Below are 21,337 nucleotides of genomic sequence, written 5' to 3'. Positions count from 1 at the left end.
GTCTCCCTAGTCTTCCAGCGAAACGGCCGACTCGACCCGGCCCCGTGGGAGGAAGCATGTACAGCAAGGACGGCGAGAACTACTTCGTCGTGGACGCGCACGTGGCCCTGTGGGACGCGCGTCCCGAGAACCAGCTCAACATCCACGGCAAGCAGTTCATCGACTGCTTCTACGACTACCACCGCAACCTCGGCCCGGAGTCGGAGCTGTGGCCGTACGAGGACTTCCTCTACTACGGCGGCGAGCGCCTGATGCGCGACCTGTTCACCGACGGCTACGTCGACCACGCCATCTTCCAGCCCGCCCACCTCGGCGCCTTCTACCGCAACGGGTTCGGGCAGGCCGAGGAGGCCTTCGCGCTCACCCAGGCCCACCCCGACAAGCTCACCTACAACCACTGCTGGGACCCGCGCTTCGAGGAGGAGGGGCTGGAGTGGCTGCGCCGCGACGCCGAGCGGTTCGGGCTCCAGGGGGTCAAGCTCTACACCGCCGAGTGGAAGGAGGGCTCGCGCGGGTACAAGCTGGACGACCCGTGGACCTACCGCTACCTGGAGACCTGCCAGGAACTCGGGATCCGCAACATCCACGTCCACAAGGGGCCCACGATCCGGCCGCTGGACCGCGACGCCTTCGACGTGGCCGACGTGGACCACGCGGCGACCGACTTCCCCGACCTCAACTTCGTGGTGGAGCACTGCGGGCTGCCCCGCCTGGAGGACTTCTGCTGGATCGCGACCCAGGAGCCCAACGTGCACGCGGGCCTGGCGGTGGCGATCCCCTTCATCCACACGCGGCCGCGCTACTTCGCGCAGATCCTCGGAGAGCTGCTGTACTGGCTGGACGAGGACCGCATCCAGTTCTCCAGCGACTACGCCCTGTGGACCCCGCGCTGGCTGGTGGAGAAGTTCGTGGACTTCCAGATCCCCGAGGACATGACCGAGTACGCGCCGGTCACCGTGGACCAGAAGAAGAAGATCCTCGGGCTCAACGCGGCCGCGATGTACGGCATCGAGGTGCCGCAGGGGCTGGGTCTGACGGCCGAGGCCGACGCCAAGGCGGTGGTCTGACATGCGCCCGCCCGGACACGCCGCACTGGAGCGCCCGGAAACCGCGCACACGGCCTCCGAACCCGGCACTCCGCAGGACGCCGAACTGGAACTCGCGGCGCTGCGGGCGCTGGACGCGGTGTACGACCCAGAGCTGGACGAGCCCGTCACCGACCTGGGCTTCGTCCGTTCGGTCAGGGCCGACGGCGGCGCGCTCACCGTCCACCTGCGGCTGCCCACCTCGTTCTGCGCGCCCAACTTCGCCTACCTCATGGCCTCCGACGCCAAGGACGTGCTCACCGACCTGTCCGGCGTACGGGAGGTCGCGGTCCTCCTCGACGACCACCACGACTCGGAGAGGATCAACCGCGGCCTGGCCGCGGACGCGGGCTACCGCGGCACGTTCGGGGACGAGGCCCGCGAGGACCTGGAGGAGCTGCGCCTGGTCTTCCGGCGCAAGGCCCACGCCGCCGCGATGGAGCGGGCGCTGACCCTGCTGCTGCGCGCGGACCCCGGCCTGGCCGAGGAGGACCTGCACGACCTCACCCTCGCCGACCTGCCCGACGACCGGGCGGGGCGGGCGCTGCTGCGGCGCCGCGCGGCGCTCGGGCTGAACTGCGACCCGTCCGCGCGTGTGCTCGTGGACGACCACGGCGACCCCTTCCCCCGCGAGGAGGTCCCGCTGCGGCTGAGGTTCGCCCGCTCCACCCGGATCTCCATCGAGGGCAACTCGCACTTCTGCCGCGGGCTGCTGCGCACCCGCTACCCCGGGTCGGAGGCCGACCAGGCCCCGCCCGCCCACACACTTCCGCTCACCGTTCAAGCGAGGCAGTCATGAAGGCAGTCCAGGTCGTCGGCTACGGCCAGAACCCGCGCATGGAGGAGGTGCCCGCCCCGGAGGTCACCGGTCCCTTCGACGTCATCGTCAGGATCGGCGGCGCCGGAGTCTGCCGCACCGACATCCACATCCTGGAGGGGCAGTGGGCCCAGAAGTCCGGTGTCACCCTGCCCTACACGATCGGCCACGAGAACGCGGGCTGGGTGCACGCCGTGGGCAGCGGCGTCACCAACGTCTCCGAGGGCGACAAGGTCATCGTGCACCCGCTGATCACCTGCGGCCTGTGCCGGGCCTGCCGCTCCGGTGACGACGTCCACTGCGAGAACAACCTCTTCCCCGGCATCGACACGGCCGGGGGCTACGCCGAGTACCTCAAGACCTCCGCGCGCAGCGTGGTGCGCATCGACGACTCCCTCGAACCCTCCGACGTGGCCGCGCTCGCCGACGCCGGGCTGACCGCCTACCACGCGGCGGCCAAGGCCGCGCGCCGCCTGCGTCCCGGCGACCGCTGCGCGGTGATCGGCGCCGGGGGCCTCGGGCACATCGGCATCCAGGTGCTCAAGGCGATCACCGCGGCCGAGATCATCGCGGTGGACCGCAACGCCGACGCGGTCGCCCTGGCCACCTCGATCGGCGCGGACCACGGAGTGGTCGCGGACGGCACGCAGGTCGAGCAGGTCCTCGAACTCACCGGCGGCCACGGCGCCGAGACCGTCATCGACTTCGTGGGGGAGGGCGGGGCGACCTCGGACGGGGTGCGGTTCCTGCGCCGTGCCGGGGACTACCACGTCGTCGGGTACGGCGAGAACATCGATGTGCCGACGATCGACGTCATCTCGGCGGAGATCAACTTCGTCGGCAACCTCGTCGGCTCCTACAACGACCTGTGCGAGCTGATGGTGCTGGCGGCGCGGGGACACGTGCGGCTGCACACCAGCAAGTACCCGCTCGACCGCTTCCAGGACGCGCTGGACGACCTCGACGCCGGGCGGATCCGAGGCCGCGCGATCCTCGTCCCGTAGGGGGATCTTCGACCACGCCGGGAGGGAGCGCCCGGCCGGGCCCACGGGTCCGGTCGGGCCCGCGGCGGCACGCCGGGTCCGCCCGAGGTGAGGGGCGGTCCGCGTCGAGGGGACGGACACCGCCTCCGCCGGAGGGCGGAAGGGGAGGTCCGGCGTGCCAGCCGCGCCCGTTCGCGTGCCGCCGGTGCGTGTCGCCGGTGCGCGGCGGTGTGTCCCGGCCCGGGAGGCGGTCCCGGTTGAGGTCAGGGCGTTCGGATCGCGAGCCGGGTGTCCCGGTGCGGGCGGGGCCTCCCGGTGGAGAGGTGGTCCCGGTCGCGGGCGGTGGCCTGGCACAGGCGGGTGCGGCCCCGGTCGTGCGCGGGTGTGTGTCCCCGGCGCAGCGGCGGCCCCCTCGGTGGGGGCCTTGGTCGGAAAGCGCTTGCCTTGTAACGTGGGTCACCCCGCTGTTCAAGGAGGCGTGCCCATGGGGATCCCCCCGCGTTCCGTCCGAAGAACGAGTCCGCTGCTCGCGGGCGTATGTGCCCTGGTGATGGCCGCGAGTGCCACTGCCCTGGCCGAGCCGGACACCGGTTCCGGCGTCCAGCTCGAACGGCTGGATCGCGGTCTGGTCGCGGTCGACACCCCGGAAGGCGTTTTCCTGAGCTGGCGCCTGCTGGCCTCCGAGGTCGGCGGACACACCGACTCCGGGCTCCGGGGCCCGCAGTTCCGGGTGTACCGGGACGGTGACGTCATCGCCATCGTGCGCGACAGCACCAACTTCCTGGACGGGGAGGGCGGCGCCGACTCCGAGTACCGGGTGGTCCCCGTCCCCCGGGGGAGACCCGGCGTCGGCCCCGAGGGCGAGGCCTCCGTGTGGGCCGAGGGGCACCACGACCTGCCGCTCCAGAAGCCCGAGGGCGGCACCACCCCGGCGGGGGAGGAGTACGACTACACCGCCAACGACGTCAGCGTCGGCGACGTGGACGGCGACGGGCGGTACGAGTTCGTGGTCAAGTGGGACCCCACCAACTCCAAGGACGTCTCGCAGCGGGGCTACACCGGTCCGACGTACGTGGACACCTACACCCTGGACGGCGAGCTGCTGCACCGCATCGACCTGGGCGTCAACATCCGCTCGGGCGCGCACTACACGCAGTTCGTCGTCTACGACCTCGACGGCGACGGCCGTTCGGAGATCATGCTCAAGACCGCCCCGGGCACCCGGACGCTGACCTTCGACGGGGACGGCGGAGCGGCCGGGGACCACATCACCCTGCCGGACGAGGACGTCGAGGCCGGGGTCGATCACGGTGACGACTACCGGATGAGCGCCGAGGACTACCGCGAGCACGTCGTGGAGGTGTTCCGGGGCTGGCACGGGCACCCCGAGGTGGTGGCCGGGAACTGGCCCGCCACCCTGGAGGAGGCCTTCGGTGAGCAACCCCGGTACGACTACCCCCTGAGCGAGGCGGACGCCGGGGCCCTCGCGGACTTCTTCCTCGACGAGTACGCGCCCTCGCGCAGCGCGCGCAACGAGCTGCGCGAGTTCGAGGGCTTCGTCGTGGACGGCCCCGAGTACCTGACGGTGTTCGACGGCCGGACCGGCGCGGAGCTGGACACCGTCCGCTACGAACCGGGCCGGGGCGACGACGGCCTGATGTGGGGCGACTACGCGATGGCGCGCATCGAACCCGCCAACCGGGTGGACCGGCTGCTGTCCGGCGTGGCCTATCTGGACGGACGGAACCCGTCGGCGGTGTTCGCCCGGGGCTACTACACGCGCTCGGCCGTGGCCGCCTACGACTTCGACGGGGAGGACATCAGCACGCGCTGGATCGCGGACAGCGGGCACGTGCCGATGGACAACCCGTTCGACGCCTCACCGCACGGCGGTCGGGGCTCCGATCCCGACATGGGCACGCTGGCCGGTCAGGGCTTCCACTCCTTCGGCGTGGCCGACGTGGACGCCGACGGACGCCAGGAGATCGTCTACGGCTCCGCGACCCTGGACGACGACGGGTCGCTGCTGTACTCCTCGCACGCCGAGGGGCCGCCCGGGAGCGCCATCGAGGGCGAGACGGCCAAGCTCGGGCACGGCGACGCGATGCACGTGGGCGACCTCGACCCGGAGCGCGAGGGCCTGGAGATCTGGACCGTGCACGAGGGCGGCGCGAGCGCGCCGTACGGGTTCGCGATGCGCGACGCCGCCACCGGCGAGGTGCTGTTCGGCGGGTACACGGGCACCGACACCGGCCGGGGCATGGTCGGCGACGTCGATCCGGACGTCCCCGGTCTGGAGGCGTGGTCCTCGATGCCGCCCGGAGGCGGGGGCGAGGCGGGCCTGTGGAGCGCGGACGGCGAGTTCCTGGGCGACCGCACCCCCGGGACGAACATGAGCATCCGCTGGTCCGCCGACATGACCACGCAGATCGTCGAGGGTACCGAGGACCCGAGGATCGAGGACTGGCGGCGCGGCACCCTGCTCACCGCCCAGGGCACGCTCACCAACAACGGGACGAAGGGCAACCCCGCCCTGGTCGCGGACGTGCTCGGCGACTGGCGCGAGGAGCTGGTCCTGCGCACGCGCGACAGCGGAGCGCTGCGCATCCTCACCAGCCCCGAGGTGACCGGACACCGGTTGCACACCCTTATGCACGACCCGCAGTACCGGGTGGACGTGGCCCGGCAGCAGACCGGCTACAACCAGCCCGCGTACACGTCCTTCCACCTGGGCGCGGACACCGACTGGGCGCGGGTGGAGGTTCCCGAAGCCGTCTACCCGGAGTAGGAGCGGGCAGGCGCGTGCCCCGGCGGCCCGGCCGTCCGGGGCACGTTCGCATCCGGGTGCTGGGGTGCGTGTCCACAGGCGGTACCGGTTCGACCCGATCCGCTCCGCCGCACGCCGCAGCCGCACCGGGCGCGGCGGGAGAGGGGCGGCCTCCCGGAACCATCGTGCCTTCGAGGGCATCGTCCCCGCACCGGCAGTAGCGGCGGCCGGGGTCGGCGCGGACACCCTCAGTCTGAGAGCGCGTCCCCGTGCTGGCGGCGACCGGGATCGGCACACAGACCCTCAGTCCGGGGGAGCGTCCCCGCGCTCGTCGCCGCCGCCGTGCCCGAAGGCGGTCAGGCCGCGGGCCGCGGTGGTCAGCGCGGTGCGCAGCAGCGGCCCCACTCCCTCCGGCGGAAGGCCGCGCCCGTCGTCCCCCAGGCGCGCCCGCTCCTCGGCGGCCAGGCGCAGCGCCGAGTTGAGGGTGGCCGCCTGGACGCGGACGGGCAGGCTGTCGGGGGACTCGCCGGTGCGGTCGGCGATGATCCGGGCGAAGACGGACTCGGCGGCGTGGTGGACCTCCAGCCACACCGCCATGAGCGCCGGTTCGGTGCGGGTCATCCGGATGAGGTCTGCTACGGGCCCCTCCACGACCTGCGGCTCGCCGTCGAAGAACCGCTCCCGCTCCAGGTACTCCAGGAGGGGGACCCCGGGAGGGCAGGCGCGCAGGCGTTCGGCCATGTGTTCCAGGCCCGTCGTCAGCAGCGGCCGGACGCAGCTCTCCTTGCTGGGGAAGTAGCGCCACAGCGTCCTGGTGGAGATGCCGAGCGCGTGCGCGATGTCGTCGCCCGTGGTGCCCGACACCCCGTTCTCGGTGAACAGCCGCACGGCCGCGCGCGCGATCTCCGTGCGCACGATCTCCCTGCGCCGCTCGGTCATGGGCGGGCGGCCCCGCCCCGAGGGTGCGCGGGGCGTCTGCGCGGACGGTGTTCCCGGCACGACCGCCCCCTCCCGTGTCCGCGGCGTCTGGGCGTGTCCACTCTACTGACGTCCGGACCAGGCAGAACAATATTTGTCTCTGAGCGACAAAAAGTCCTACAGTGACAAAAGCGGCCGCCGCGGCCGCCACCAGCGGCAACGAGAGGGCTTCCCATGACCGGCCTGGGCCTGAAGGACAAGAACGTCATCGTCACCGGAGGCGGCTCCGGCATCGGCCGCGCGAGCGCGCTGCGCTTCGCCGAGGAGGGCGCCGGGGTCCTGATCGCCGACCTCAACGCCGACACCGCGCGGGAGGCGGCCGAGGAGGTCCGCGCGGTCGGGGGCACCGCCGAGACCGTGGTCGGCGACCTCAGCAGCCAGGAGGTCGTGGACCAGGTCGTCGCCACGGCCGTCGAACGCCTCGGCGGTGTCGACGTCCTGGTCAACAACGCCGGGATCATGGACGACATGTCCGCCACCGCCGACGTCACCGACGCGGTCTGGGAGCGGCTCCTGCGGGTGAACCTGACCGCGCCCTTCCTGCTCACCCGCGCCGTCCTGCCCCTGATGGCGGAGCAGGGCCGGGGATCGGTCGTCTTCACCGCATCGGAGGCCTCCCTGCGCGGCAGCGCCGCCGGGGCCGCCTACACCGCCTCCAAGCACGGCGTGGTCGGCCTGGTCAAGTCCACCGCGGTCATGTACCGCGACAAGGGGATCAGGGTCAACGCCGTCGCCCCGGGTGGCACGGCCACCTCGATCACCGTCGACGTCGCCTCCGCGCCCCACGGCCCGACCACCCTCGGCACCTTCATGTCCAACATGGGCCGCGTGGCGCGGGCCGAGGAACTGGCCGCCGCCGTCGTCTTCCTGGCCTCCGACGCGGCGAGCAGCATCAGCGGCGCGGTGCTGCCGGTGGACAACGGCTGGTCGGCCGTCTGAGGAGGCGACCGCGCGCGGACCCGGCCCCGGGACCGCGACGGCGGCCGCCCCGACGCCTATGCCCCACTTCTTAAGTCAGTCGCTTGACTCAACGCCGCGGCAGACGTTCACTGTACGTGTACACGCCGCTGACGCAGAGGAGTGAGGGCTGTGGGTGCCGACGGGACCGAATCGCTGATGGACTACCCCTTCCCCGGCCCGGAGGCGCTGGAGCCGCCCGCCGAGTGGGCCGAGCTGAGGCGGCGGTGCCCCGTCGCCGGGGTACGGCTGCCCAGCGGCGACCGGGCGGAGGTGGTCACCCGCTACGAGGACGTCAGGCGGGTGCTCTCCGACCCGCGCTTCACCCGGCGGCTCGACGCCGAGGACGCGGCCCGGGTCTCGGCCAGCGCGACGGGCGGCGTGTTCAACAGCGACCTGGCGGCGGCGGTCCCCGACAGCGGGGAGGAGCACCGGCAGTGGCGGCGGCTGGTCGGCAAGTGGTTCACCGCCAGGCGCATGAACGCGCTGCGGCCCGGCATCGAGGCCATGGCCGACCAGCTCGTCGACGGCATGGTCGAGCGCGGCCACCCGGCCGACCTCAGGGCGGACCTGGGCTTCCCCCTGCCGGTGTGGGTCATCTGCGACATGCTCGGTGTGCCCGACTCCGACCGCGACCGCTTCTCCCACTGGTCGGACGCGCTGCTCAATCTCACCCGCTACACCCAGGAGGAGATGGACCGGGCCCAGGCCGAGTTCCTCGCGTACATGGGCGGCCACGTCGAGGCCAAGCGGGCGGAGCCGCGCGAGGACCTGATCAGCTCCCTGATCACCGAGACCGCCGAGGCCGGGTACGACCTGCCCACCTCCGCGCTGGTCGCCACCAGCATGGGCCTGCTGGTCGCCGGGCACGAGACCACCGCCAACATGATCGGCAAGATGGTGGCGATGCTGCTGGACGACCGGAGCCGCTGGGAGAGGCTGCTGGCCGACCGGACGCTGGTGCGCTCCGCCGTGGAGGAGGCGCTGCGCTTCGACGCCAACTCCGGGCTCGGCCTGCCGCGCTACATCACCGAGGAGACCGAGATCGGCGGCGCCACCGTCCCCGCCGGGACCACCGTCATGTGCAGCATGGGCGCCGCCAACAGGGACGAGAGCGCGTTCGAGAACGCGGACGAGATGGACCTGGGGCGCGTGCCCAACCCGCACCTGGGCTTCGGCGCCGGGGCGCACTCGTGCCTGGGGCAGGCGCTGGCCCGCACCGAACTCCAGGCCGTGCTCGACGTGCTGCTGCGCAGACTCCCCACGCTGGAGCTGGCCGTCCCCGCGGCGGAGCTGCGGCGACTCGACGGCCTGGTCGTGGGCGGACTGCGCGAGGTCCCGGTCCGGTGGTGACCGTGCCGCGGACGCGGACCGAACGGGCCGGCGCCACCCGGGAGCTGATCCTGTCCACCGCGGAGCGCCTGTTCGCCGAACACGGCCTGTTCGCGGTGTCCAACCGCGGCATCGGCGCGGCCGCCGGTCAGGGCAACAACACCGCGGTCGGCTACCACTTCGGCACCAGGACCGACCTCGTGCGCGCGATCGTGCGCACGCACACCGACCGGCTCGGACCGCTGTGGGCGCGGGCGGTCGAGGAGGCGGGCGACCCGGCCGGGGCGGGCGACTGGATCGCCTGCCTGGTCCGGCCGGTGACCCGGCACCTCGCGGACCTGGGCGTCCCGAGCTGGTTCGCCCGCTTCTCCGCGCAGGTCATGACCGACCCGGGCCTGCGCGTGATCATGACCGAGGAGACGCTCACCTCGCCCCCGCTCGGGCGGGTCCTCCTCGGCCTGCGCGCCAGCCTGCCCGACCTGCCGCCGCGGGTGCGCGCCGAACGCGAGGACATGACCCGCCACCTGATCGTGCACACGTGCGCCGAACGCGAGCGCGCGCTCGCCGAGGAGACGGCGACGCCCCGGTGCAGCTGGGAGGACACGGCGACCGGACTGGTGGACGCGCTCACGGGGGTCTGGCTCGCCCCCGCGACCCCGGCCGAGGAGCACGACCACGCCGCGACGACGAAGGAGGAGCGACCATGAGGGTGACCGTCGACCAGGACTGGTGCTGCGGCGCCGGTCAGTGCGTGCTGCTCGCCCCGGAGGTGTTCGACCAGCGGGAGGAGGACGGCATCGTCGAACTGCTCACCGAACGGCCGCCGGAGAACCTGTACCCGGCTGTGCGCGAGGCGGGGCAGGTCTGTCCCACCGGAGCGATCCACGTGGACGAGGAGGCCTGACCGCGCCGGGCGGGGGGAGTGCGCGTCCCGCGACCGGCCGTGCCCGGTCAGGCTCGTCCGCCCCGCCCGGCCGTACCCGTCCCGCCCGGCCGTGCCCGTCCTTCCCCGGCACCGCCGCGGCCGGGGCACGGTCCGAGGAAACACGGGGGCGGTCCGCCACGCTTCCGGCGGACCCCCCCCGGCGCCCCGGGTCAGTGGCCGCCGGTGAGGGTCCCGGACAGCTCCCGGTGCAGGTGCGCGCTGGGCCCGTTGAGGCCGGTGATCTCCACCCGCACCCCGTGCCTGCGGAAGTGCTCGGTGACCTGGTCCAGGGCGGCCACGGCCGAGGAGTCCCACACGTGCGCGTTGGACATGTCCACCACCGCCTTCTCCAGACCCTGTTCGGTGTAGTCGAACCGGTTGACCAGCTCGCCGGTGGAGGCGAAGAACACCTCGCCGTTGACCGAGTACACGCGGGTGCCGCCCTCGGGGTCGAGCACGCTGGTGACGTCGGCCTGCATGGCGGCCCGGCGGGCGAAGAGCACCATGGACACCACGACCCCGACGATCACGCCCAGGGCCAGGTTGTGGGTGGCCACGACCACGGCGACGGTGATGACCATGACCAGGGTCTCGGTCCAGGGCATCCGCCTCAGGGTGGCCGGGGCGACGCTGTGCCAGTCGAAGGTCACGATGGCCACGAAGAACATCACCGCGACCAGCGCCGCGACCGGGATCATGCCCACCAGGTCGCCCAGGGCCACGCACAGGATGATCAGGAACACGCCGGCCAGGAAGGTCGAGACGCGGGTGCGGGCCCCGGACTTGACGTTGATCATGGTCTGGCCGATCATCGCGCACCCGGCCATGCCGCCGAAGAACCCGACCAGCACGTTGGCGATGCCCTGTCCGCGGGCCTCGCGGCCGTGGTTCGAGGCGGTCTCGGTCTGGTCGTCGACGACCTTGGCGGTCATCAGCGACTCCATCAGCCCCACCAGGGCCAGGGTCAGCGAGTAGGGGGCGATCAGGACCAGCGTGTCCAGCGTGTAGGGCACGTCCGGGATCAGCGGCACGGGCAGGGTGTCGGGCAGTTCGCCCATGTCCCCGACCGTCTGCGCCGGGATGCCCAGGGCCAGCGCGGCCGCGGTGAGCACGACGATGGCCACCAGCGGCGCGGGGACCGCCCTGGTCAGGCGGGGCAGGCCGAAGACGATGACCAGGCCCACGGCCACCATGGCGTAGATCGGCACGCCCACGCCCTCCAGGTAGGGCAGCTGGGCCGTGAAGATGAGGATGGCCAGGGCGTTGATGAACCCGGTCATGACGCTGGGCGGCACGAACCGCATCAGCCTGGCCACCCCGAGCAGGCCCAGGGCGACCTGGATGAGCCCGGCCAGGATGGTGGCGGCGATCAGGTGGTCGACGCCGTGCTCCATCGACAGCGGCGCCGCGACCAGGGCCATCGCTCCGGTGGCGGCGGAGATCATCGCGGGCCGCCCGCCCAGGAAGGCGATGGACACGGCCATCACGAAGGAGGCGTACAGGCCCACGCGGGGGTCGACCCCGGCGATGAGGGAGAAGGCGATGGCCTCGGGGATCAGGGCCAGGGCGACGACCAGTCCGGCCAGCACGTCGGCGCGCAGCTGCGCGGCGGCGGGGATCCGGGCCTTGAGGGACCTGGGGGTCTTCACGGGCAGTTTCATGGCACCCATCGGGTTTCGGGCAGCCCACAACGAGGACCGCGGTGTCGGGTCAGGCGTTCGTGCACGGCGCGGACGCGCGCCGGGTGAGGCGGGGGTGCGCTGGTGCGCACGGGGATCCGGCGCGGTGTCGGTGACGCCCCGGCGCGGCTTCGTCGCCGCGGGCCCGGCCGTGCCCCTGGGCCGGGCCGGGAAGAGGGTGTGGTGGTCCTCCGCTCGTGTGCGGGGTGACGACCCGGAAAAACTCTACTCTTACGTGAGAGTCTGATTCGCTCGCGGCGACTGAGACAACCCTCACACGACGGAAGGGTGCGGCTGTTCCTCCGGGCAGGGGTGGGCGCTCCACTGGTGGCGGCGCACCGTGACCGTCGGTGCGGGTGCGGGTGCGGGTGCGGGTGCGGTCGGGGCCGCGGGGCCGTGTCCGTGGCCCGCGTCCCGCGGGAGCGGTTTCAGCCTGCGGCTGGTGGGGTGGGGCGCGGTCCATGACGCGCGCCCGGGAGCGAAGGCGGCCGTGTTCCACGGCCGCGGCGGCACGCCCCGGTCCCCGGCTCGGGCGCGGGGCGCGGGTTCCGTCCCGGAGCGGTGCCGGTGTGCGGTGACCCGCGATGCGGGGGCCGGGGGGAGCGGGTTCCCGCCCCGGAACGCTGGCCGTTCGGCCCCGGCGGACGCTAGGCGGTGGCGTCGTCCCGGGCGCGCTGCTCGCGCAGCCGCTCGGCGAACTCCTCGGCCATCGCCAACTGGTCGCGCAGGGCCTGGCAGCGGGCGACGATGGCCGCCTCGAAGGCGTCGAGTCTCTCGCTCAGGGCCCGCCGCTCCTCGGGGCCGGTCTCGGCCGAACCCAGCCGGTCGACGGCCTCCAACAGCTCGCGGGTCTCCTCCAGGCTGAACTCCAGCGGCTTCATCCGCTTGATGAGGTTCAGGCGGTCCACGTCCGTCTCGGTGTAGAGCCGGAAGCCGCCGCGGGAGCGCGCGGAGGGCTCGACCAGGCCGACCTCGCCGTAGTAGCGGATCGTGCGCAGGGACAGGCCGGTCCGCTCGGCGACCTCGCCGATCTGCATGTGCTGCGCCCCGGACATCGCGGCACCCCCTCTCGTCCACTCGACTCTAACGTCGGTTCCGGCGGGCGCGGCCCGCCGTCGGGCGCGGTGGCCCCCCGCGAACCCGGCCCCCCGCCGAACGCGCCCCCTCCGTAAAGCCGTTGTCGGTCCGGCGGGAACACCGGGACCTCGCGGTGCGCCCGCGTCAGGCGGACCGGTCGCGCCCCGGGTTCAGCCGACGGGCTTCTCCCAGACCGAGACGTGCTGGCGGCTGGCGCTGGTGAACGGCTCCCGGGTCCACCCGTCCCACCGGTCGCGCAGGCGCATCCCGGCGAGCCGCGCCATCAGGTCGAGTTCGGCGGGCCACACGTACCGGAAGGGGACCGACCGGTACGTGCCGCGCCCGTCGGCGACCGTGACGTGGTGCGAGCTCATCGCCTGCGTGGCGACGTCGTAGACGTCGAACCCCAGCCGGTTCGAACCCACGTGGAACGGCACGGCGTCCTGGCCCTCCGGAAGTCTGCGCAGGTCGGGGACGCCGACCTCGATGACGAAGTGACCCCCGGGTTCGAGGTGGTCGGCGGCGTTGCGGAAACAGGCCACCTGCTCGTCCTGCGTGGTCAGGTTCATGATGGTGTTGAAGACCAGGTAGGCGACGGAGAACGCGCCCTCCACCCGGGTCGTCGCGAAGTCGCCGACCGTCACCCCGACCGCGTCGCCGCCGGGCTTGGCCCGCAGCCGTTCGACCATCGCCTCGGACAGGTCGATGCCGTGCACCGCGACCCCGCGGCGGGCCAGCGGCAGCGCGACGCGCCCCGTGCCGATCCCCAGCTCCAGGGCCCGGCCGCCACCGGCCAGCTCCTCCAGGAGGTCCACGGCCGGATCCAGGACGGCGGGCTCGAACATCTCCGCCGACGACTCGTCGTAGGTCGCCGCGACGCTCTCCGCGAAGTGGTTCTCCCGTGCGCTCATCCCGGAACGCTAACCCGCGCTCCCCCGGGGCGCACGCGGTTTTCCCGCGGCCCCGCGGGCGCGGGGCGCGACCGCCCGGGAGCGTCCGGCGCGTCGCCGGTCGGGCGGCCCCGGTCCCGGGCAGGGTGGGGGGAGCGGGCCCCGGCCCCGGTGCCCCGCGCGCCAGGTCAGGGATCTATCCCACACCGACATGCGGTCCCCCAGATTGCATGCTCATTCATAAGGGCGCATACTTATTTCCATGTCCAAGGTACTCACTTCCCTCCCCGTCGGCGAGCGCGTCGGTATCGCCTTCTCCGGTGGCCTCGACACCTCGGTGGCGGTCGCGTGGATGCGCGACAAGGGCGCCGTCCCGTACGCCTACACCGCCGACATCGGCCAGTACGACGAACCCGACATCGCCTCGGTCCCCGGCCGCGCCACCGCCTACGGCGCCGAGGGCGCCCGCCTGGTGGACGGCCGGGAGGCGCTGGTGGAGGAGGGTTTCGCGGCGCTGGCCTGCGGAGCCTTCCACATCCGCTCCGGCGGCCGCACCTACTTCAACACCACCCCCCTCGGGCGGGCCGTCACGGGCACCCTGCTGGTGCGCGCGATGCTCGAGGACGGCGTGCAGATCTGGGGCGACGGGTCCACCTTCAAGGGCAACGACATCGAGCGGTTCTACCGCTACGGCCTGCTCGCCAACCCCTCCCTGCGGATCTACAAGCCGTGGCTGGACGCCGACTTCGTCAACGAGCTCGGCGGCCGCAAGGAGATGTCGGAGTGGCTGCTGGCCCACGGCCTGCCCTACCGGGACAGCACCGAGAAGGCCTACTCCACCGACGCCAACATCTGGGGCGCCACGCACGAGGCCAAGGCGCTCGAACACCTCGACACCGGCATCGAGATCGTCGAGCCCATCATGGGCGTGCGGTTCTGGGACCCCGAGGTCGAGATCACCCCCGAGGACGTCACGATCGGCTTCGAGCAGGGCCGCCCGGTGACCGTCAACGGCAAGACCTTCGCCACCGCCGTCGACCTGGTCAACGAGGTCAACGCCATCGGCGGCCGGCACGGCCTGGGCATGTCGGACCAGATCGAGAACCGCGTCATCGAGGCCAAGAGCCGCGGCATCTACGAGGCCCCGGGCATGGCGCTGCTGCACGCGGCCTACGAACGGCTGGTCAACGCGGTCCACAACGAGGACACCCTCGCCAGCTACCACAACGACGGCCGACGGCTCGGCAGGCTGCTCTACGAGGGCCGCTGGCTGGAGCCCCAGGCGCTGATGCTGCGCGAGGCCCTCCAGCGCTGGGTGGGCACGGCGGTCACCGGCGAGGTGACCCTGCGGCTGCGGCGCGGCGAGGACTACTCCCTCATGGACACCACCGGGGCGGCGTTCAGCTACCACCCGGACAAGCTGTCCATGGAGCGGACCGAGGACTCCGCGTTCGGCCCGGTCGACCGCATCGGCCAGCTGACCATGCGCAACCTCGACATCGCGGACTCCCGCGCCAAGCTGGAGGAGTACTCCAGGGTCGGCATGGTCGGCACCTCGCACCCGACGTCGATCGGCGCCGCCCAGGCGGCCTCGACCGGGCTCATCGGCGCGATGCCCGAGGGCGGCGCCGAGGCGATCGCCTCCCGCGGCCAGGCCCCCGAGAGCGACGACCTGCTCGACCACGCCGCGATGGAGTCCGGCAACGACTGAGGATCCGGACCCGGCCCGCGCGCCAGTGCGCGGGGGCCGGTCGGGCCTCGACCCGGAGCTGATCCGGGCCTCCGGCCCGCGCACCGGTGTGCAGGGCCCGCCGGACCGACCCGCGGCCGGGGCGGGAGCGCCGCACGAGCGCTCCCGCCCCGGCGGTGACCGGCCCTTCCGAGCCGACAGGCCCGCGCGGAAGCCGACACGGGGCGGGAATCCGGCACCGGGCGCCCGGCCGGAAGCCGCCGGGCCGCGCCGCCGTGGGCCGGTGCCCCGCCTGTCAGTCCGGCGGGTCCAGCGGCGACATCGCCGGGGAGTAGTTGAACAGCCGGAGCCTGGCCGCACCCGGTTCGGTGAGGGACGCGGCCCCGGGGTCGACGTCCAGGATGCTCAGACTGGCCGGGTGGCTGGGCACCGTGCGCGCCGGGTCGAGCCCGACGGCGGCCAGGAGGAAGGCCCGCACCGGCCCCCCGTGGGTGACGGCCAGAAGCGTCCCGTGGCCGTCGGCGTGCGCCCGGCGGGCGGCGGCGCCGATCCCCTCGACCACCCGGTCGGTGAGTTCGCCGAAGCTCTCCGCGCCCGGGGGATGGAACCGCCCCGCGCGCCACGCGGCGTACACACCGCCGTCCTCCTCCTTGATCTGCGCCGAGTACCGCCCCTCCCACCCGGCCAGGTAGGCCTCGTTGAGCCGGGGGTCGCGCGCGTGCGGGCTGACCCCGAGGACCTCGGCGGTCTCCCGCGTGCGGCGCAGCGCGGAGGTGACGACGTAGCCGGGGTCCAGATAGCGGACCGTCTCCGCCAGCGCGGCGACCTGGCGGCGTCCGGCCTCCGACAGCCCGATGTCCTGCTGCCCCTGGAGGCGGCGCTCTCCGTTCCACTCGGTCTCGCCGTGGCGGACCAGGATCAGCCGCGTCATCGGGCCTCCCCGGTGTCCAGGCGGTCACCCGCCGCGTCGAAGTAGGCGTCCGGCGCCTCGGGCAGCCGCAGACCGGCCGCGTCCCCGGGCCGCAGGTCCACCGGCGTGTCCCGGGAGATGTTCACCCGGGTTCCGTCGGCGAGGTCCACGCCCACCACCCACCTGTCGGCCATCGGCACCTGGTCGGCGAAGACCGCCTCCAGGGACCCGGGCGCGGAGGCGTCGCGGTCGATCCCGAGCGAACCCGCCCGGTACATCGCCCGGACGATTCCGTCCGGGACCGACGCCGGAGCCGCGCCGCAGTCGGCGCCCAGGGCCGACAGCCGACCGCCCCCGGCCCGGCACTCGATGATGTTGGCCGGGGGAGTGCCGACGAACGTCGCGGCGAACGCGGTGCGCGGCGACTCCAGCAGTTCCCGCGGCGTGCCGAACTGCTCGATCCGGCCGTCCTTCATGAGCGCGATGTGCGTGGCCATCGTCATCGCCTCCACCTGGTCGTGCGTGACGTAGACGCTCGTGGCGCCGGTCGACCGGTGCACGCGCATCAGCTCGCCCCGGGTGTCCACCCGCAGTTTCGCGTCGAGGTTGGACAGCGGTTCGTCGAAGAGCAGCACCTTGGGCTGCGGGGCGATCATGCGGGCGATCGCTACCCGCTGCTGCTGGCCGCCGCTGATCTCCCCCGGGTAGCGGTCGGCCAGGTCCTCGATCGACAGCATCGACAGCACCTGCTCGCTGCGGGCCCGCCGGTCGGCCTTGGACCACTTGGCCACGGTCAGCGGCCAGACGATGTTCTGGCGCACGGTCTTGTGCGGCCACAGCGCGTAGGACTGGAAGACCAGACCGGCCTCGCGCTCGGCGGGCGGCACGATCTCGGTCCCGTCGCCGCGGGCGATGACGCGGTCGCCGAACCGGATCTCGCCCCCGGTGGGGTTCTCCAGTCCGGCGAGCATCCGCAGGGTCGTCGTCTTCCCGCAGCCGGACGGTCCGAGCAGCACGAGGAAGGAGCCCGCCGGGACCTCGATCGAGACGCCGTCCACGGCGGCGGTGCCGCCGAAGTCCTTGCGCAGGTCGGTGATGGTCAGGGAGGCCGAGGAGGTTTCGGAGCGCATGTCGGTCCTTTCGGCCTGCCGGGCGCGCGGCATCGGGGTCATGATCGGGAGTTCCAGGGCTGGGCGGCGCCCTCGAAGCGCCGCGCGATGACGGTTGCCGCGACCGAGATCACCGCGATGACCACGGTGACCGCGTTGGCCAACTGGGTGAAGTTCTCCGAGGAGTACTGGTAGGTGAGCACGGCCAGCACCGGCATCGCCGGGGTCGCCAGCAGCACGACCAGGGACAGGTCGCGCACCATCTGGACGAACACCAGCACCCCGCCGGTGAACAGGCCGCGCGCGGTCAGCGGCGCGATGACCGCGCCGATCCTGCGCGTCAGCCCGGCCCCCGCCATCACCGCGGACTCCTCGACGTCCCTGGACACCTGGCTCAGGGCCGAGGTGCCCGACCGGACGGAGAACGGGATCGTGGCCGCGATCCCGGCCAGCACGAGGATCGCGAACGTCCCGTACAGGCTCGGGAGCGGGCCGATGGGCGCCCCGAACTGCGCGATGAAGGCCGCGCCCAGCGCGATGCCGGGGATGAGGAAGGGCACGAACGAGGTGACGCTCATGGTCCCCACCAGCCACCTCGGGCCGTTGGAGCGGGTGATGACGTAGGAGATGAGCAGCCCGAGCACACCGGCGCCGACCGCCACGCACACCCCGAGCAGGACGGTGTTCCAGGTGGCCTCCAGGATCTGCGGATTGTTCAGGACGCCCCGCTGTCCCTGGGCGAGCGCCGGGTCCGAGCCGCCGATCCAGTAGTGCAGGGTCAGCCCGGAGGCGAAGTCGTTCGTGCGCACGGTCAGCGAGCTCAGGACGAGCACGAGGCCGGGCACGACCGTGGTGCACGTGACCAGCAGCCAGGCGAGCCCGGCCACCGGCCACCCCCAGGGGCCCAGGTCCACGCCCCGGCGGCGGCCGCCCTTGCCGGTGATCGTCGCGAAGCTGCGCCCGCCCCCGGTGATGCGCGTCGAGGCGTACATGATCATCGCGGCGACGACGATGAGCACGATCGAGAGCACGTACCCGCGCGCGACGTCACCGGTGGAGATCGCCCCGTACAGCCGGGTGGAGAGCGTGTGGAACCGCACCGGCAGGCCGAGCAGGGCCGGCGAGACGAAGTTGGAGACCCCCTCGGCGAAGGCGAGCAGCGCGCCGGAGATCATCGCCGGGGCCACGACCGGCAGGGCGATGTCCCGGGCCACCCGCAGCGTGGAGGCCCCGGTCATCTCGGCGGCCTCCATGAGGTCGCCGTTGACGCTGGCCAGCGCCGCGGCGACCAGCATGAACGACAGCGAGAAGTAGTGGGCCGTCAGGGTCGCGGCGATCGGTACGGGTCCCCAGGCCAGCCAGTCCGGGACGTCCAGGCCCAGGTTCATCAGGATCCCGGTGGACCCGCCGATCAGGTCGTTGCGAAAGACCGACTCCCACGCCAGCGCCAGGGCGAAGCTCGGCAGGGCGAACGGGATCGTCGCCAGCAGCCCCAGGGTCCTGCGCCCCGGGATGCGGGTCATCACGACCACCCAGGCCAGGAACCCGCCCACCACCGTCGAGCAGACGGCGGTGGCGGTCCCCATGAGGATCGAGTTGCCCATCGGCCTCCACAGGAGGTTCTCCGACATCGGGCTGGCGAACACGTCCGCCCACGCCTCGCGGTTGCCGTTCTGGAGGGTCGTGTTGACCAGCCCGCTGAGCGGCGCCACCACGAGGACGGACAGTACGAGCAGGGTGCCGGCTCCCAGCACCACGGCGGGCTGCCTCAGTGCCGTGCGCGCACGGGCCACCGTGGTGCCGACCGCGGTGCGGCGGGGGGCGGGTGCCGTCGTCATGGTGTCCTTTCGCCGGCGTGGGAGCCGGGGGAGGGGTCTTACAGGGTGAGCAGGAAGTCGGCCACGTCGTCGCGGACCCGGGCGGTCTCCTCGGGATCGATGTCCCAGGCGCCCAGTTCGTCCAGGGGCGCGGCGTCCTCGGGCATCTCCATGTCCGTGCGGACCGGGTAGTCGCCGGGGACGTAGAAGGGCTCGTATCCGGGACCGCCGGTCGCGGAGTCGTCGCCCATGAGGAAGTCGGCGACCAGGCGCGCGGCGGCCGGGCTGTCGGAGCCCTGCACCATGCCGATGTAGGCCGGGAAGGTGATGCCCAGCGACGGCGCGGTCCCCAGGGAGGCCTGGAGCGCCCAGCCCTCCTCCTCGTTGTCCCGGCGGTCGGAGTAGGAGGTGATGCCGACCGGCGGGTCCTCCTGCCCGGTCGCGCCCACGGCCGCGTTGACGTTGTCGGTGTCGTCGACCAGGACCAGGCCGTTGGCGTAGAGGTCCTTGATGAACTGCTGCCCGGCGTTCTCCACGCCCTCGTCGAGTTCGACCTCGGACCCGAAGTGCTCCTGGTGGGCCTGCGCCATCTCGTCGGAGCGCCGGACGATCTCCGCCATGAGGTCGAGGTAGTCGCCGCGCACGCTCGGGTCGACCATGACGACCCGGCCGTTCCACTCCTCCTCGGTCAGCTGCCACAGGTTCTGGACCGGGCTGCCGTCGGGGTGGGCCTCCTCGTTGTACATGAGGATCTTGGTCGAGAGCCGGTTGGCCAGCAGGGGCTGCCGGTACTCCTCGGGCACGGTCTCGGCGACGCGCTGGGGGACGTGGTTCTGGAGGATGCCGCCCGAGACGAGTTCGGTGATGACCACCGGGGCGTCGGAAATGTAGGCGACGTCCGCCGACGGGGTTCCGGCCTGGGCCTCGGACTGGAGGCGGGTGATCTGCTCGGAGGAGGCGATGTCGTGGCCGATGAGGTCGACGCCCGGGTACTCCTCCTCGAAGGCCTCCTCGACGGAGGCGATGCGCGAGGTGAAGGAGTAGACGGTGACCTCCCCCTCCTCCCTGGCCAGCTCGACCAGCTCCTCGTGGGTGGCGTCGTCGAGTTCGTGGGGCTGGGCGGCCTCGCCGGCGTCGGCGGTGTCGGCGGCCTCGGGGGTGCCGCCGCCGCAGGCGGCGAGCGTCACGGCGAGCGGGAGGGCGACGGAGGCGGAGAGCAGTCTCGAAGTACGCATGACAGGTCCTTTGCGTCGGTTTTCGCGCAGGCGGGAGCGGGGCCGGGGTGGTCCGGCCGTCGCGGGGGATGGGGAGACCGGCGTCAGTCGAACGCGTTGAGCAGGTCGTCCAGGCGGTCGAGGGCGGGCAGGATGGTCTCGGGGTGCCGCTGGGCGACGGTGAGCACGATGGCGTTCGCGATCATCATCGGGACGCTCAGGGAGGAGAAGCCCTCCTGGTGTCCGCGCGGGGCCGAGAGCACGGTGGTCGGAGCCGGATCGAGGGTGTGCAGGGTGTCCGTGACCAGCACGGACCGGGCTCCGACCTCGCAGGCGTGTGCGTACAGCTGTGTGAGGCCTCGCGGAGCGCGGCGGAACGCGAACGACACGACGACGTCGGAGTCCGACATCGCCAGGACGCGTTCGGCGACCTCGCGGCCGGGGCCGACGAGGTTGACCGGGCGCATCCCGAACCGGCGCAGCCGGCTGTCGAGGAGTTCGGCCAGGACCCCGGAGTTGCCGCGCGCGAAGAGGTAGACCACCCGCGCGCCGACGAGGAGGTCGGCCACCTCGTCGATCTGGGCCTGGCTCACGTGCTTGCCGACCGCGGCCAGGGAGTCGAGCTCGGTGGTCAGGAGGGTGTCCAGCACGCTGGCCTGCCCCTGGCCCCGGAGTTCGGCCCGGAACCGGTCGCCCGCACCGTTGAGGCGTGCCTCGTGGGCCTCGCGCAGGTCCTCGCGCAGCTCCAGATAGCCCTGGTAGCCCAGCCGCTGGGCCAGCCGGGTGGCGGCGGCGGGGTGGACCCCCGCGCGCTGGGCCACCTCCCCGCCCCGCCACAGGGGGGCCTCGGCGGGGTTGGAGAGCAGTTCGTCGAGGAGGACCCGGTCCGACTTCGTCAGCCGGTCGCGGTACTCGCTCATGCGTTCCTGGAGGTTCACGGCGCCCACGATACAAGCAAGTTTTCTTGCACAGGCTGTTTTTCCTGCAACTTTATTTTCGGTTCATGGGGACTTCACCCTCTCCCCGGAAACCGGCCGGGCGTTCACCCGCGGATCGCCCGGCGGCAAGCCGGGGGTCAGGACGCGTCCCGAAAACCGCAGGTGGGTC

The 21,337-nt window shown here is 72.7% G+C and carries 18 protein-coding genes; 9 read left to right on the top strand and 9 right to left on the bottom strand.

The window, feature by feature from the left end; translation table 11 throughout:
• Positions 1 to 56: 56 nt before the first annotated feature.
• The 4 genes from NDAS_RS17315 (at position 57) to NDAS_RS17300 (ending at position 5,673) form a co-directional block, all read left to right on the top strand.
• Complete coding sequence (locus NDAS_RS17315; RefSeq protein ID WP_013154504.1) at positions 57 to 1,067, top strand: amidohydrolase family protein; 1,011 nt, start codon at positions 57 to 59, stop codon at positions 1,065 to 1,067.
• A gap of 1 nt (position 1,068) precedes the next feature.
• Entirely contained in the window at positions 1,069 to 1,884 is an 816-nt protein-coding gene (locus tag NDAS_RS17310; RefSeq protein ID WP_013154503.1) for an iron-sulfur cluster assembly protein, read from the top strand.
• Complete coding sequence (locus NDAS_RS17305) at positions 1,881 to 2,906, top strand: NAD(P)-dependent alcohol dehydrogenase (protein WP_013154502.1); 1,026 nt, start codon at positions 1,881 to 1,883, stop codon at positions 2,904 to 2,906. Before NDAS_RS17310 ends, NDAS_RS17305 begins: the two co-directional genes overlap by 4 nt.
• A gap of 463 nt (positions 2,907 to 3,369) precedes the next feature.
• Positions 3,370 to 5,673, top strand: a complete 2,304-nt coding sequence (locus tag NDAS_RS17300; RefSeq protein ID WP_013154501.1) for a rhamnogalacturonan lyase — start codon at positions 3,370 to 3,372, stop codon at positions 5,671 to 5,673.
• Positions 5,674 to 5,955: 282 nt separating this feature from the next.
• On the opposite strand, the gene NDAS_RS17295 is transcribed toward NDAS_RS17300, so the two are convergent.
• Entirely contained in the window at positions 5,956 to 6,591 is a 636-nt protein-coding gene (locus tag NDAS_RS17295) for a TetR/AcrR family transcriptional regulator (protein WP_041552833.1), read from the bottom strand.
• Between the two features lie 213 nt (positions 6,592 to 6,804).
• Between NDAS_RS17295 and NDAS_RS17290 the strand changes: the two genes are divergently transcribed.
• The 4 genes from NDAS_RS17290 (at position 6,805) to NDAS_RS17275 (ending at position 9,823) form a co-directional block, all read left to right on the top strand.
• Positions 6,805 to 7,569 carry an SDR family NAD(P)-dependent oxidoreductase gene (locus tag NDAS_RS17290; protein WP_013154499.1) on the top strand — a complete coding sequence of 255 codons (765 nt, stop codon included), beginning with the start codon at positions 6,805 to 6,807 and terminating at the stop codon, positions 7,567 to 7,569.
• Positions 7,570 to 7,719: 150 nt separating this feature from the next.
• Positions 7,720 to 8,940: a cytochrome P450 gene (locus tag NDAS_RS17285; RefSeq protein ID WP_013154498.1), complete on the top strand. Its 1,221-nt coding sequence runs from the start codon at positions 7,720 to 7,722 to the stop codon at positions 8,938 to 8,940.
• A complete protein-coding gene (locus NDAS_RS17280; protein ID WP_013154497.1) occupies positions 8,934 to 9,626 on the top strand; it encodes a TetR/AcrR family transcriptional regulator in 693 nt (230 codons plus the stop codon). The genes NDAS_RS17285 and NDAS_RS17280 overlap by 7 nt, the downstream gene beginning before the upstream one ends.
• The gene (locus NDAS_RS17275; RefSeq protein ID WP_013154496.1) at positions 9,623 to 9,823 is read left to right on the top strand and encodes a ferredoxin; all 201 of its coding nucleotides are present in this window, start codon (positions 9,623 to 9,625) and stop codon (positions 9,821 to 9,823) included. The genes NDAS_RS17280 and NDAS_RS17275 overlap by 4 nt, the downstream gene beginning before the upstream one ends.
• Before the next feature lie 191 nt (positions 9,824 to 10,014).
• Here NDAS_RS17275 and NDAS_RS17270 read toward each other — a convergent pair whose 3' ends face one another.
• The 3 genes from NDAS_RS17270 to NDAS_RS17260 form a co-directional block, all read right to left on the bottom strand.
• Positions 10,015 to 11,514: a SulP family inorganic anion transporter gene (locus NDAS_RS17270; RefSeq protein ID WP_041552832.1), complete on the bottom strand. Its 1,500-nt coding sequence runs from the start codon at positions 11,512 to 11,514 to the stop codon at positions 10,015 to 10,017.
• Between the two features lie 656 nt (positions 11,515 to 12,170).
• Positions 12,171 to 12,578 carry a MerR family transcriptional regulator gene (locus tag NDAS_RS17265; protein ID WP_013154494.1) on the bottom strand — a complete coding sequence of 136 codons (408 nt, stop codon included), beginning with the start codon at positions 12,576 to 12,578 and terminating at the stop codon, positions 12,171 to 12,173.
• A gap of 192 nt (positions 12,579 to 12,770) precedes the next feature.
• Positions 12,771 to 13,511, bottom strand: coding sequence for a class I SAM-dependent DNA methyltransferase (locus NDAS_RS17260; protein WP_013154493.1), 741 nt, complete (start codon positions 13,509 to 13,511; stop codon positions 12,771 to 12,773).
• A gap of 241 nt (positions 13,512 to 13,752) precedes the next feature.
• Between NDAS_RS17260 and argG the strand changes: the two genes are divergently transcribed.
• A complete protein-coding gene (gene argG / locus NDAS_RS17255; protein ID WP_013154492.1) occupies positions 13,753 to 15,201 on the top strand; it encodes an argininosuccinate synthase in 1,449 nt (482 codons plus the stop codon).
• 274 nt (positions 15,202 to 15,475) lie between these two features.
• On the opposite strand, the gene NDAS_RS17250 is transcribed toward argG, so the two are convergent.
• The 5 genes from NDAS_RS17250 to NDAS_RS17230 form a co-directional block, all read right to left on the bottom strand.
• A complete protein-coding gene (locus NDAS_RS17250; protein WP_013154491.1) occupies positions 15,476 to 16,111 on the bottom strand; it encodes a histidine phosphatase family protein in 636 nt (211 codons plus the stop codon).
• A complete protein-coding gene (locus tag NDAS_RS17245) occupies positions 16,108 to 17,220 on the bottom strand; it encodes an ABC transporter ATP-binding protein (protein ID WP_041553217.1) in 1,113 nt (370 codons plus the stop codon). The genes NDAS_RS17250 and NDAS_RS17245 overlap by 4 nt, the downstream gene beginning before the upstream one ends.
• A 38-nt stretch (positions 17,221 to 17,258) precedes the next feature.
• The gene (locus NDAS_RS17240; RefSeq protein WP_013154489.1) at positions 17,259 to 19,037 is read right to left on the bottom strand and encodes an ABC transporter permease; all 1,779 of its coding nucleotides are present in this window, start codon (positions 19,035 to 19,037) and stop codon (positions 17,259 to 17,261) included.
• A gap of 38 nt (positions 19,038 to 19,075) precedes the next feature.
• On the bottom strand, positions 19,076 to 20,251 hold the full coding sequence (locus tag NDAS_RS17235; RefSeq protein WP_013154488.1) for a type 2 periplasmic-binding domain-containing protein: 1,176 nt from the start codon (positions 20,249 to 20,251) through the stop codon (positions 19,076 to 19,078).
• Positions 20,252 to 20,334: 83 nt separating this feature from the next.
• Positions 20,335 to 21,168 (bottom strand): MurR/RpiR family transcriptional regulator, encoded by an 834-nt coding sequence (locus NDAS_RS17230; protein WP_232051698.1) that lies wholly within the window; start codon positions 21,166 to 21,168, stop codon positions 20,335 to 20,337.
• Positions 21,169 to 21,337: the final 169 nt, after the last annotated feature.

The organism is Nocardiopsis dassonvillei subsp. dassonvillei DSM 43111 (assembly GCF_000092985.1).
Taxonomy (GTDB): domain Bacteria; phylum Actinomycetota; class Actinomycetes; order Streptosporangiales; family Streptosporangiaceae; genus Nocardiopsis; species Nocardiopsis dassonvillei.
The sequence above is the reverse complement of the archived record's forward strand: the minus strand, read 5'-3'. Positions and strand labels throughout refer to the sequence as shown.